Annotated in this window: 10 protein-coding genes and 4 tRNA genes; 12 read left to right on the plus strand and 2 right to left on the minus strand. The window is 64.5% G+C overall.

The window, feature by feature from the left end:
• The first annotated feature begins 74 nt into the window (after positions 1-74).
• Positions 75-2090, plus strand: a complete 2016-nt coding sequence (uvrB, locus tag J5M67_RS05365) for an excinuclease ABC subunit UvrB (RefSeq protein ID WP_207884280.1) — start codon at positions 75-77, stop codon at positions 2088-2090.
• 212 nt (positions 2091-2302) lie between these two features.
• On the opposite strand, the gene J5M67_RS05370 is transcribed toward uvrB, so the two are convergent.
• On the minus strand, positions 2303-3844 hold the full coding sequence (locus J5M67_RS05370; RefSeq protein ID WP_207884496.1) for an MDR family MFS transporter: 1542 nt from the start codon (positions 3842-3844) through the stop codon (positions 2303-2305).
• 7 nt (positions 3845-3851) lie between these two features.
• A complete protein-coding gene (locus J5M67_RS05375) occupies positions 3852-4886 on the minus strand; it encodes an HlyD family secretion protein (protein WP_207884282.1) in 1035 nt (344 codons plus the stop codon).
• Positions 4887-4995: 109 nt separating this feature from the next.
• On the opposite strand from J5M67_RS05375, the gene J5M67_RS05380 reads away from it, so the two are divergent.
• The 11 genes from J5M67_RS05380 to J5M67_RS05430 all read left to right on the plus strand — a co-directional run bounded on the left by J5M67_RS05380 (position 4996) and on the right by J5M67_RS05430 (position 12059).
• Positions 4996-5916 carry a LysR family transcriptional regulator gene (locus J5M67_RS05380; RefSeq protein WP_207884284.1) on the plus strand — a complete coding sequence of 307 codons (921 nt, stop codon included), beginning with the start codon at positions 4996-4998 and terminating at the stop codon, positions 5914-5916.
• A gap of 49 nt (positions 5917-5965) precedes the next feature.
• The gene (gene gltX / locus J5M67_RS05385; RefSeq protein WP_207884287.1) at positions 5966-7450 is read left to right on the plus strand and encodes a glutamate--tRNA ligase; all 1485 of its coding nucleotides are present in this window, start codon (positions 5966-5968) and stop codon (positions 7448-7450) included.
• A 279-nt stretch (positions 7451-7729) separates the two neighbouring features.
• A tRNA-Ala gene (locus J5M67_RS05390) sits at positions 7730-7805 on the plus strand.
• Between the two features lie 52 nt (positions 7806-7857).
• A tRNA-Glu gene (locus tag J5M67_RS05395) sits at positions 7858-7933 on the plus strand.
• A 43-nt stretch (positions 7934-7976) separates the two neighbouring features.
• Positions 7977-8052 (plus strand) — tRNA-Ala (locus J5M67_RS05400).
• Between the two features lie 58 nt (positions 8053-8110).
• Positions 8111-8186 (plus strand) — tRNA-Glu (locus tag J5M67_RS05405).
• Between the two features lie 171 nt (positions 8187-8357).
• On the plus strand, positions 8358-8897 hold the full coding sequence (locus J5M67_RS05410; protein WP_207884289.1) for a TetR/AcrR family transcriptional regulator: 540 nt from the start codon (positions 8358-8360) through the stop codon (positions 8895-8897).
• Positions 8898-8910: 13 nt separating this feature from the next.
• A complete protein-coding gene (locus J5M67_RS05415) occupies positions 8911-9750 on the plus strand; it encodes an alpha/beta fold hydrolase (protein WP_207884291.1) in 840 nt (279 codons plus the stop codon).
• Between the two features lie 168 nt (positions 9751-9918).
• Positions 9919-10569, plus strand: coding sequence for a bifunctional 4-hydroxy-2-oxoglutarate aldolase/2-dehydro-3-deoxy-phosphogluconate aldolase (locus tag J5M67_RS05420; protein WP_207884293.1), 651 nt, complete (start codon positions 9919-9921; stop codon positions 10567-10569).
• A complete protein-coding gene (locus J5M67_RS05425; protein WP_207884295.1) occupies positions 10566-11021 on the plus strand; it encodes a thioesterase family protein in 456 nt (151 codons plus the stop codon). The genes J5M67_RS05420 and J5M67_RS05425 overlap by 4 nt, the downstream gene beginning before the upstream one ends.
• 78 nt (positions 11022-11099) lie before the next feature.
• On the plus strand, positions 11100-12059 hold the full coding sequence (locus J5M67_RS05430; protein ID WP_207884297.1) for a tRNA-dihydrouridine synthase: 960 nt from the start codon (positions 11100-11102) through the stop codon (positions 12057-12059).
• Positions 12060-12098: the final 39 nt, after the last annotated feature.

Genomic DNA, 12098 nt, shown 5'->3' on the forward strand with positions numbered 1-12098 from the left:
GAGTTATCGCGCGTGCTTTTCGACTGGTATGACGCTTTGGCGACCGAAGCGTCACACGCCAATGCGAGGTTCCCATGTCGTTATTCCAGCTGGATTCGCGCTTCAAGCCCGCCGGCGACCAGCCCGAAGCCATCCGACAGATGGTGGAAGGGCTGGAAGCGGGCCTGTCGCATCAGACGCTGCTGGGGGTGACCGGCTCCGGCAAGACCTTCAGCATCGCCAACGTCATCGCCCAGGTGCAGCGCCCGACCATGGTCCTGGCGCCAAACAAGACCCTGGCCGCGCAGCTCTATGGCGAGTTCAAGACTTTCTTCCCGAACAACGCGGTGGAGTATTTCGTCTCCTACTACGACTACTACCAGCCCGAAGCCTACGTGCCGTCCTCCGATACCTATATCGAGAAGGATTCCTCGATCAACGACCACATCGAGCAGATGCGCCTGTCGGCGACCAAGGCGCTGCTGGAGCGCGAGGACGCCATCATCGTCTGCACCGTGTCGTCGATCTACGGCCTGGGCGACCCGGCGTCCTACCTGAAGATGGTGCTGCACCTGGATCGCGGCGACAAAATGGACCAGCGCGAGCTGCTGCGCCGCCTGACCAGCCTGCAGTACACCCGCAACGACATGGACTTCGCCCGCGCTACCTTCCGCGTGCGCGGCGACGTCATCGACATCTTCCCGGCGGAATCGGACCTGGAGGCGATCCGCGTCGAGCTGTTCGACGACGAGGTGGAGAACATCGCCGCCTTCGACCCGCTGACTGGCGAAGTCATCACCAAGCTGCCGCGCTTCACCTTCTATCCCAAGAGTCACTACGTGACCCCGCGGGAAACGCTGCTGGAGGCGGTGGAGCACATCAAGGCCGAGCTCAAGCAGCGCCTGGACTACCTGCGCACCAACAACAAGCTGGTGGAAGCCCAGCGCCTGGAGCAGCGCACCCGCTTCGACCTGGAGATGATCCTCGAACTGGGCTACTGCAACGGCATCGAGAACTACTCGCGCTACCTCTCCGGGCGTGGCCCCGGCGAGCCGCCGCCGACCCTTTACGACTACCTGCCGGCCAACGCCCTGCTGGTGATCGACGAATCCCACGTCAGCGTTCCCCAGGTCGGCGCCATGTACAAGGGCGACCGCTCGCGCAAGGAAACCCTGGTGGAATATGGCTTCCGCCTGCCCTCGGCGCTGGACAACCGTCCGCTGCGCTTCGAGGAATGGGAAGCGATCAGTCCGCAGACCATCTTTGTCTCGGCAACCCCGGGCCCTTACGAGGACCAGCATGCTGGCCGGGTGATCGAGCAGGTGGTGCGACCGACCGGCCTGGTCGACCCGGAAGTGGAAATCCGCCCGGCGACCACCCAGGTGGACGACCTGCTCTCGGAAATCCGCCTGCGTGTGGCCGAGGATCAGCGCGTGCTGGTCACCACCCTGACCAAGCGCATGGCTGAGGACCTTACCGACTACCTGGGCGATCACGACGTGCGGGTGCGTTATCTGCACTCCGACATCGACACTGTGGAGCGGGTGGAGATCATCCGCGACCTGCGTACCGGCACCTTCGACGTACTGGTGGGGATCAACCTGCTGCGTGAGGGCCTGGATATGCCGGAGGTGGCGCTGGTGGCGATCCTCGATGCGGACAAGGAAGGATTCCTGCGTTCCGAGCGCTCGCTGATCCAGACCATCGGCCGCGCCGCGCGCAACCTGCACGGCAAGGCAATCCTCTACGCCGACAACATCACCGGTTCGATGCAGCGAGCGATCAACGAGACCGAACGACGTCGTACCAAGCAGCTGGAGTTCAACGCCAAGCATGGCATCGTGCCCAAGGGCGTGAAGAAGGACATCAAGGACATCCTCGAAGGCGCCGTGGTGCCGGGCGCCAAGGGCAAGCGCCGCAGCCTGGCGAAGGTGGCGGAGGAGAGCGGTCGCTACGAGAACGAGCTGCGTACGCCGGACGAGATCGCCAAGCGCATCAAGCAGCTGGAAGAGCGCATGTACCAGTTGGCCCGTGACCTGGAGTTCGAGGCCGCGGCCGGGGTGCGCGACGAGATCGGCAAGTTGCGGGATCGGATGGTGGCGATGGGCTGAGCGACTGCCGCCCCGATGAGCCTGTGCCAATTCTGGCCCTCACCCTAACCCTCTCCCGGAGGGAGAGGGGACTGTCCGGAGTGGGCTGGCAGTCTGGTGCTCGCCGGCTAACTCCGTTTTGCGACTGATGCCGAACGGCTCCCTCTCCCTCTGGGAGAGGGCTGGGGTGAGGGGCTTTGGGGCTGGCTCCGAAGCGGGGTCGAATGGGTCGCTCAGTGCGCCCCGGCTCCCGCGCCAGCACCCACGCCCGCCGGCAACGAACGGGTCATCAGCACCGCCACCATGCTCACCGCCAGCACGATGCCGATGGCGTGGAAGGCATCGTTATAGGCCATGATCGCCGCCTGTTGGTGGACGATCTCGCTGATCTTGCCCAGTGCCGCCTGCTGCGTGCCCAGTTGTGCCGTCAACTGCGCCAGGCGCTCGTCCACCGCGCCATTCACCGGCACCACCGCTTCGCGCAGGTAGTCGTAGTAGACCTTGGCACGGCTATCGATCAGGGTCGCCAGCAGGGCGATGCCGATGGCGCCGCCGAGGTTGCGCAGGATGTTGAACAGGCTGGAAGCTGAACCGGCATCCTGCGGTTGCAGGTAGACGGTGGCGATCAGCGAAATGGTGACCATCACCATCGGCTGGCCGAGGGCGCGCAATAGCTGGATCTGGTTGAACTGCGGCCCGGCGAAGTCCGGGTTGAGCACGCCGGAGCAGAAGCTCGCCAGGCCGAACAGGCCGAAACCCAGGGCGCAGAGCAGGCGAGGCTCGATGATCTTCATCAGCTTGGGAATCAGCGGGATGAGGAACAGCTGCGGTACACCCATCCACATGATCACCTCGCCGATCTGCATGGCGTTGTAGCCCTGGATCTGCGCGAGATACAGCGGCAGCACGTAGATAGACCCGTACAGCCCCATACCCAGGCCGATGCTGGAAATGCTCGACAGGCCGAAGTTGCGGTTGCGCAGGATGCCCAGGTTGATCAGCGGGTTGGGCCGCGAAGTCTGCAGAATCACGAAGAGGATCAGGCTGACCAGGGCGATGCTGCCCAGGCCGACGATCAGGTTGGACTCCAGCCAGTCCTTGCGGTGGCCTTCTTCCAGGAACACCTGCAGGCAACCCAGGCCGATGGCCATGGTGACGATGCCGGCGTAGTCGGTGCTTTTCAGCAGCTCCCAGTGCGGCGGTTTCTTCTCCAGCCCGTAGAGCAGGCCGGCGATCATCAGCAGGCCCGGCGGGATGTTGATGTAGAAGATGTATTCCCAGCCGAAGTTCTCGGTCAGCCAGCCGCCCAGGGTCGGGCCGATGGAGGGCGCGAAGGTGGCGGTGATGGCGAACAGCGCCATGCCCTTGGGGCGATGGTGTTCGGGTAGCTTGATCAGCGCCAGGGTGAAGGCCAGGGGAATCAGTGCGCCGCCGGTGAAGCCCTGCATGGCGCGGAACACGATCATGCTCTCCAGGTTCCAGGCGAAGGAGCAGAGCAGCGAGGAAAACAGGAAGCCGATGGAAATCATCCAGGCCAGCCGGCGTGCCGAGAGCAGCTGCACCAGCCAGGCGGTGAGGGGGATCATGATGATTTCCGCCACCAGGTAGGACGTGGAAATCCACGAGCCTTCTTCCAGAGTGGCGGCCAGCGCGCCCTGGATGTCCTTCAGCGAGGAGTTGGTGATCTGGATATCGAGGACCGCCATGAAGGCGCCGAGCATGGCGCTGAATACGGCGATCCAGTCGCGGCGGGTCGGTTCCCCGACCGGCCGCATCAGGGCATCAGCGGACACGCAACTCGACCTCGGCATCGACCGACATGCCCGGGCGGATCAGGCCCTTGAGCGGGTTGTCGTCGACGAAGGTGATTTTTACCGGGATGCGCTGCACCACCTTGGTGAAGTTACCGGTGGCGTTGTCCGGCGGCAGCAGGCTGAACTGCGCGCCGGAGGCGGCGAACAGGCTCTGCACTTCGCCGTCGATGGGGGTGTCGGGGAAGGAGTCGAACACCAGCCGCGCCTTCTGCCCCGGGCGCATCTTGCCGATCTGGGTTTCCTTGAAGTTGGCCTGGATCCAGATGCCGTCGTCCGGCACCAGCGACAGCAGCTGGGTGCCGACCTGCACGTACTGGCCAATGCGGGCGTTGCGCTGACCGACCAGGCCGGTTACCGGCGCGCGGATTTCGGTACGGGCCAGGTTGAGTTCGGCCTGGGCGACATCGGTGCGGGCGCTTTCGATCTGCGCCTGCAGGCGCTGGACGTCGGTGCTCAGGGTGTCGCGTTGCACGCGCTGGGCTTGCAGGTCGGCCTGGGCCTTGGCCACTTGCGAGCGGGCGACGCGGGAATCGGCGGTGAGGGTGGTGACGCGCTCCTCCGAGACATAGCCCGGCCCGCGCAGCGCCTGGGCGCGGCCCAGGTCGACCTCGGCACGGCCGAGGGTGGCCTGGCTGGCGTTCACGTCGGCTTCGCTGGCGGCGATGTTGCTCGACTGCCCCTTGAGCTTGCTGCGTGCCTGCTCCAGCTCGGCCTCGCGGGTGGCCAGGGTGGCCTTGGCGCGCTCCAGGGCGAGCTTGAAATCGTCGGCTTCGAGCTTCACCAGCAACTGGCCTTTTTCCACGTGCTGGTTGTCCTGCACCAGCACCTCGTCGACGCGCGCGCCGAGCTGGCTGGCGATGCGAGTGATTTCGCCCTGCACGTAGGCGTTGTCGGTCGTCTCGACGAAGCGGCCGATGAAATACCAGCGCGCCAGGAAGGCGAGGGAGACCACCACGAGGATGACGAGGAACACGGTCAGGCGGCGTTGCAGTTGGGCAGGCATAGTTAAACGAGCGTTTGGTTGACGGAAAAATGTTTGCCAATGTAACAGTGTTCCGTGGCGGCACGTAGCCGCTACACTTCGGAAACTTTGTTGCTTATAGGGAACAATCATGGGGCTGGATGATGCGCTGATCTTCACCCGCGTCGTGGAGCTGCACAGTTTCACCCAGGCCGCGCAGAGCCTGGGCATGCAGAAGTCCACGGTGAGCCGGCGCATCGTCCTGCTCGAAGAGCGCCTCGGCGTGCGGCTGCTCAACCGCACCACCCGCAAGTTGCGCCTGACCGAAGTGGGGCAGGCCTACTACGAGCGCTGCCGGCAGATCATGCACGACTTCGCCGAGGCCGAGCAGGCGGTGATGCAACTGCAACAGGCGCCGTCGGGATTGCTGCGCATCAGCGCGCCCATCGAGTTCGGGCAGATGTACCTGGGCAAGGTGCTGGGCGATTTCATGCGTCTTTATCCACAGATCAGCGCCGAGGTCGAGCTGACCTCGCGCACTGTCGATCCGCTGGAGGAGGGCGTGGATATCGTCATCATGGTCGGCCAGCCGGAAGACTCCACCCTGATCGCCCGGCGCATGCTGATTACCAATCGATGCCTGTGCGCCAGTCCTGAGTACCTGAAGCTGCACGGCCAGCCGCAACAGGTCGAGGACCTGGCCAGCCACCGTGCCGTGCTGCTGCAGGCTGATTCCCAGCGCTACTGGCCGCTGAGCGGCGAAAGCATTCCCTGCCACCGGGTGCTGTCGTGCAACAACATCACCTTCGCCCGCGAAGCGGTGCTGGCCGGTGCCGGGATCGCCTCGCTGCCGGAGCTGATCGTCGACGAGCAACTGGCCAGCGGCAGCCTGGTGCGGGTCTTGCCGCAGGTGCAGCTGCCGGTTGGCGAGCTCTACGCGGTCTACCCGTCGCGGCGTTTCCAGGCGATGAAGGTGAAGGCTTTCCTCGACTTCCTGATCAACAACCTGCCGATCGATGCGGAGCGTTGGCTGGAGCCGGGGGCGGCCCGCCTGATAACATCGCGTCCATGAGCGCGTGCCGTGGCCCGCGCTGTCCTCACCGATTCACATGAGAGCCTTCATGACCACTGTCCGCACCCGTATCGCGCCGTCCCCCACCGGTGACCCGCACGTCGGCACCGCCTACATCGCGCTGTTCAACCTCTGTTTCGCCCGTCAGCACGGCGGTCAGTTCATCCTGCGCATCGAGGATACCGACCAGGTGCGCTCGACCCGCGAATCGGAACAGCAGATCTTCGACGCGCTGCGCTGGTTGGGCATCGAGTGGGACGAGGGCCCGGACGTCGGTGGTCCGCACGGCCCGTACCGGCAGAGCGAACGTGGCGCCATCTATAAGCAGTACAGCGACGAACTGGTCGAGAAAGGCCATGCCTTCCCCTGCTTCTGCTCCGCCGAACGCCTCGACACGCTGCGTGCCGAGCAGCAGGCGCGCAAGGAAACCCCGCGCTACGACGGCCACTGCATGCACCTGAGCAAGGAAGAGTCGGCCAAGCGCATCGCCGCCGGCGAATCCCACGTGGTGCGCATGAAGGTTCCGACCGAGGGCGTCTGTGTGGTACCGGACATGCTCCGCGGCGACGTGGAAATCCCGTGGGATCGCATGGACATGCAGGTGCTGATGAAGGCCGACGGCCTGCCCACCTACTTCCTTGCCAACGTGGTCGACGACCACCTGATGGGCATCACCCACGTCCTGCGTGGCGAAGAGTGGCTGCCCTCGGCGCCCAAGCTGATCAAGCTGTACGAGTACTTCGGCTGGGCACAGCCGGTACTGTGCTACATGCCGTTGCTGCGCAATCCGGACAAGAGCAAGCTGTCCAAGCGCAAGAACCCGACTTCCATCACCTTCTACGAGCGCATGGGCCTGCTGCCCCAGGCGCTGCTGAACTACCTCGGCCGCATGGGCTGGTCCATGCCCGACGAGCGTGAGAAGTTCAGCCTGGCGGAAATGATCGAGCACTTCGACCTGTCCCGCGTGTCCCTGGGCGGCCCGATCTTCGACATCGAGAAGCTCTCCTGGCTGAACGGCCAGTGGATTCGCGAGCTGTCGGTGGAGGACTTCGCCAAGGAAGTGCAGAAGTGGGCACTCAACCCCGAGTACCTGATGAAGATCGCCCCGCACGTGCAAGGCCGCGTGGAGAACTTCAGCCAGATCGCTCCACTGGCCGGCTTCTTCTTCAGTGGCGGCGTGCAGTTGGACGCCAAGCTGTTCGAGCACAAGAAGCTCGACGCCACCCAGGTTCGCCAGGTGCTGCAACTGGTGCTGTGGAAGCTGGAAGCGCTGCGCCAGTGGGAAAAGGACAAGATCACCGCGACCATCCAGGCCGTGGCCGAGCACCTGGGCCTCAAGCTGCGTGACGTAATGCCGCTGATGTTCCCGGCCATCACCGGCCAGGCCAGCTCGGTGTCGGTGCTCGATGCCATGGAAATCCTCGGCGCCGATCTGTCGCGCTACCGGCTGCGCCAGGCCCTGGAGCTGCTGGGCGGTGCGTCGAAGAAAGAAGCCAAGGAGTGGGAAAAGATTCGCGACGCCATCGGCGCCTAATATCTTTCCTACACTGGAGAAGGCCGGCCGCCGTCAGGCGCCCGGCCTTTTTCATGTCTGCGCAACCCGTTTGGCGTGGCTGGAGGAGAGCAGGCGAGCTGCTGATTCCGTTGGCCTGGATTCGGGGCTGGCACATAAGTGATTGTTCTTTGGGAGAAAAAAATAAGAAATCTGAAAAAATGTTGTTGACAGGGTGTCGCCTCGCCCCTAAGATGCGCCCCGTTCCAGCGACGAACTGAATGACAGGGTGAAGCGGAACGGTAGATCCAGCGGTACTTTGGGGCTATAGCTCAGCTGGGAGAGCGCTTGCATGGCATGCAAGAGGTCGACGGTTCGATCCCGTCTAGCTCCACCAAATTACCAGTAAGCTTCGTCGGTCCGGACGAAGCCGAAATCGAAGGTTTTGCGTCCCCTTCGTCTAGTGGCCTAGGACACCGCCCTTTCACGGCGGTAACAGGGGTTCGAGTCCCCTAGGGGACGCCACTATCCAGCGACGATGCGCTCGCATCGTCAGCCAGAGTCATCTGGGGCTATAGCTCAGCTGGGAGAGCGCTTGCATGGCATGCAAGAGGTCGACGGTTCGATCCCGTCTAGCTCCACCAATTTCCCATTCGGGATGAAGCCAGAATCCACCATGAGGTGGGTTTCTTCGAAGGATATGTCCCCTTCGTCTAGTGGCCTAGGACACCGCCCTTTCACGGCGGTAACAGGGGTTCGAGTCCCCTAGGGGACGCCATTTTTATCGCTCTGCGATGCCTATAGGGCCACTGAGACTTTCAGTGGCCCTTTTGTTTTTCTCCCTCCTGAAGAATTTTCTCCCGACCAGTGGTCGCGCTTTCGGCTTGCTGATTTTTATTATGAGAATAATATTCTCTCCATAATATTTTGTCCGAGCGAGAAGCCAGCCATGAGCGACAAGAAAGCCCAGACCCGCGAACGCATTCTTTCCGCCGCCACCAGTGCGCTGCTCAAGCGCGGCCCGGTCGATCCCAGTGTGGGCGAGGTGATGGCGGCGGCGGGGCTGACCGTGGGCGGCTTCTATGCGCATTTCGAGAGTAAGGATGCGCTGATGCTGGAGGCGTTCCGCCAGTTGCTGAGCAAGCGCCGGGTCGGCCTGAAGATGTTCGATCCGCAAACGAGTTTTGCCGAGCGCCGGGCACTGGCGGCGCAGTTCTACCTGTCGCGCAAGCATCGCGACACCGAAGACGAAGGCTGCCCGATCCCCAGTTCCCTGAGCGAAGTGGCGCACCTGCCGGAAGGTTTCCGCGAGGCGCTGGAAGAACATGTGGAACTGATGGTGGCGAGCCTCGCCGGGCGGCCGGAGGAAGTCGATCTGGTGCTCAGCGACATGGCCCTGATGATTGGCGGATTGGCGCTGGCCCGTGCCCTGGGCAAGGGCGACCTGTCCGATCGTGTCCTGCGTGCCGCGAAGAAAGCGGTGATCTGAGGAGGTACGGAAAATGAACAGTCTGAACTGGGTTCGTGGAATCAACGCCACCCTGGGCCGTGTTGCGCCGCAGTGGGCGGCGGGACGCATGCGTCAGCTGTTCATGACGCCCACCGAGTTGCCGCCGCGCGATTGGGAATTGCCGTTGCTGGCCAGTTCCGAGCGCATCACCCTGCGCTTCGGCCTGTCCGCGCTGCGCTGGGGCGAAGGGCCGGTGGTGCTGCTGATGCACGGTTGGGGAGGGCGGCCGACCCAATTCGCTGCGTTGATCGAGAAGCTGGTGGGCGCCGGCTACGGTGTGATCGCCCTGGATGCTCCGGCCCATGGCCGCTCGCCGGGGAACGAGGCTGACGTGGTGCTGTTCGCCCGCGCTCTGCTGGAAGCCGCCAGTGAACTGCCGCCGCTTCGCGCAGTGATCGGCCACTCCATGGGCGGCGCCAGTGCATTGCTGGCGACCCAGATGGGCCTGCGCACCGAAACCCTGGTGACCGTCGCCGCGCCGAGCAAGGTGCTGACCGTGCTGCGTGGCTTCGCCAACTATGTCGGTCTGCCGCCGCAGGCGCGTTCGAGCTTCATCCGTCAGGTCGAGCAGCAGGCGGGCATTCCCGCGAAGCAGCTGGATGTGGCGCGCTATGAGCTGGGTATGCCTGGTCTGGTGGTGCACGCCGAGGATGACCGCCAGGTGCGGGTGACGGAATCCGTCGCAATCCACGATGCCTGGCCGGGCAGCCGGCTGCTGCGGCTGCCGAGCGGCGGGCACCACCGCGTGCTGGCCGATGCTGCGCTGGCGGAGGCCGTGCTGGAATTGCTGGAGGGCGTCGAGGAGCCGCTGGCGCTGGCCTTGGCATCCTGAGTCATTCAGCATCCTGATAACGGCGGCCGCAGGCCGCCGTTTTCGCTTCATGATGGCCCGTTGCGGGTCGTCAGGCTTCGCGGCCTGGCGTAGACTTCCGGGCATTTCCGGCTGCCCCGGCCTGGGCGCGAGGTCTTGCGCATGCGGGTGGCCGATTGGGGGAAACGCATGAATCTTTCGCTGGATTGGGTGCTGCAGCAGGCGCGCCCGGTCATGCCGGTATTGGTGATCGAGGATGTGGCGCTGGCGGGCGATCTTGCCCGCGCGCTGTATGACGGCGGGGTGCGCGTGCTGGAAGTGACCCTGCGTACGCCGCAGGCGCTGGATGCCCTTGCGGAAATCCGTCGCGAGCTGCCGGAGATGATCCTGGGCGCCGGTACCCTGATCCATACCGAGCAATTCCAGGAAGCCCGTGACGCTGGCGCGCAGTTCGCCATCAGCCCTGGCTGCACGCCGCGTCTGGTGGCCGCCGCCGACGATGCGAAGCTGCCGTTCCTGCCCGGCGTGATGACGCCTTCGGAGGTGCTGGTGGCGCTGGAGTACGGCTACCGCTCGCTGAAGCTGTTCCCCGCCGACGGCAATGCCGCGATCCGCATGCTCAAGAGCCTGAAGGAGCCCTTCACCGGCATTCGTTTCTGCCCGACCGGCGGCATCACCCAGGAAAACCTGCTCAACGTCCTGCGCCTGCCCAACGTCGCCTGTGTCGGCGGCACCTGGATCGCGCCGCCGAGCCTGGTGCGCGCCCGTGCCTGGGACCAGATCACTCAACTGGCCATCGAAGCCCACGAGCTGGCCGCAAGCCTGGAGCATTCCTCATGAGTTGGCAGTTGCCCGATCCGTTTGTCATCGACATCGAGGTCATGCCCGAGGACATCGACGGCCTCGGCCATGCCAACAACGCCGTCTACGTCAGTTGGCTGGAGCGCTGTGCCTGGCGCCACTCGCAGCGGCTGGGGCTGGACCTGGCCGAGTACCGTCGGCTGGACCGCGCCATGGCCGTGGTGCGCCATGAGGTGGATTACCTGGCGGCCGCCTACGAAGGCGACCAGTTGCAGCTGGCGACCTGGATCGTCGAATCCGATCAGCGCCTGAAGATGACCCGTCACTTCCAGCTGGTGCGCCCGGAAGACGCCGTGACCCTGCTGCGCGCGCAGACCACCTTCGTCTGCATCGAGCTGTCCACCGGCAAGCCCAAGCGCATGCCGGCGGAGTTCATCGAGGGTTATGGCCGCGCCTTGCTGTCGCCGGAAGCCGTCGCTGCCGGCGCGTGATCCGTCGCGCCGCGCTTTTCCCGGCGCAGCGCATTCCCTACAATCCGCGGCCCCGCAATTGCCCGAGACTCACTCGTCGTGCAGATCGCCCTAGCACCGATGGAAGGGCTGGTAGATGACATCCTCCGCGATGTGCTGACCCGCGTCGGCGGCATCGACTGGTGCGTCACCGAATTCATCCGCATCAACGACCGGCTGCTGCCGCCGTCGTCCTTCCTCGCGCTCGCCCCGGAACTGGCGCACGGCAGCCGTACACGCGCCGGCGTGCCGATGCGTGTGCAGTTGCTCGGCTCCGATCCGCAATTGCTGGCCGAGAATGCCGTGCAGGCCTGTGAGCTGGGCGCTCCGGTGATCGACCTGAACTTCGGTTGCCCGGCCAAGACGGTGAACCGCTCCCGTGGCGGCGCGGTGCTGCTCAAGGAGCCCGAGCTGATGTTCAGCATCATCGAGGCCGTGCGTCGCGCCGTACCCGCACAGATTCCCGTGACTTCGAAGATGCGCCTGGGCTACGACAGCCCGGATGGCGCCATCGATTGCGCCCGCGCCCTGGCCGATGCAGGTTCCGCCCACGTGGTGGTGCATGCGCGAACCAAGGCGGACGGCTACAAGCCGCCGGCACACTGGGAGTGGGTGGCAAAAGTGGCCGATGCGGTGAAGGTGCCGGTATTCGCCAACGGCGAAGTCTGGACCCTGGAGGATTACCACCGCTGCCGTTCCATCAGTGGCGTGGCGGACATCATGCTCGGGCGCGGGCTGGTTTCCCGGCCCGACCTCGCGCGGCAGATCGCTGCCTGGCGTGACGGCCGCGAAGTGGTGCCGATGCACTGGTCGGAAGTGCGCGTGCTGCTCGACGACTTCTGGCGCCAGGCCCGGCGCAAACTGGCCCCGCGTTACGCGCCGGGGCGCCTGAAACAGTGGCTGGGGATGCTCACGCGCAGTTATCCCGAAGCGGTGGAATTGTTCGCCCAGGTGCGTCGGGAGAATGACTGCGAGGTGCTGGACCGGATGCTGCAGGTCGAGATCGAAGTCGCCGCCTGATCTGCTCTTCGTAGGAGCGAGCTTGCTCGCGAATGCAGT

The organism is Pseudomonas sp. 30_B (assembly GCF_017491605.1).
In the GTDB taxonomy this organism is placed as follows: domain Bacteria; phylum Pseudomonadota; class Gammaproteobacteria; order Pseudomonadales; family Pseudomonadaceae; genus Pseudomonas.

What these genes read in the sequence shown, in the direction of transcription:
- uvrB (WP_207884280.1), top strand. Translation starts at nt 75, where the DNA reads ATGTCGTTATTCCAGCTGGATTCGCGCTTCAAGCCCGCCGGCGACCAG.
- J5M67_RS05370 (WP_207884496.1), bottom strand. Translation starts at nt 3,844, where the DNA reads ATGCGGCCGGTCGGGGAACCGACCCGCCGCGACTGGATCGCCGTATTC.
- J5M67_RS05375 (WP_207884282.1), bottom strand. Translation starts at nt 4,886, where the DNA reads ATGCCTGCCCAACTGCAACGCCGCCTGACCGTGTTCCTCGTCATCCTC.
- J5M67_RS05380 (WP_207884284.1), top strand. Translation starts at nt 4,996, where the DNA reads ATGGGGCTGGATGATGCGCTGATCTTCACCCGCGTCGTGGAGCTGCAC.
- gltX (WP_207884287.1), top strand. Translation starts at nt 5,966, where the DNA reads ATGACCACTGTCCGCACCCGTATCGCGCCGTCCCCCACCGGTGACCCG.
- J5M67_RS05410 (WP_207884289.1), top strand. Translation starts at nt 8,358, where the DNA reads ATGAGCGACAAGAAAGCCCAGACCCGCGAACGCATTCTTTCCGCCGCC.
- J5M67_RS05415 (WP_207884291.1), top strand. Translation starts at nt 8,911, where the DNA reads ATGAACAGTCTGAACTGGGTTCGTGGAATCAACGCCACCCTGGGCCGT.
- J5M67_RS05420 (WP_207884293.1), top strand. Translation starts at nt 9,919, where the DNA reads ATGAATCTTTCGCTGGATTGGGTGCTGCAGCAGGCGCGCCCGGTCATG.
- J5M67_RS05425 (WP_207884295.1), top strand. Translation starts at nt 10,566, where the DNA reads ATGAGTTGGCAGTTGCCCGATCCGTTTGTCATCGACATCGAGGTCATG.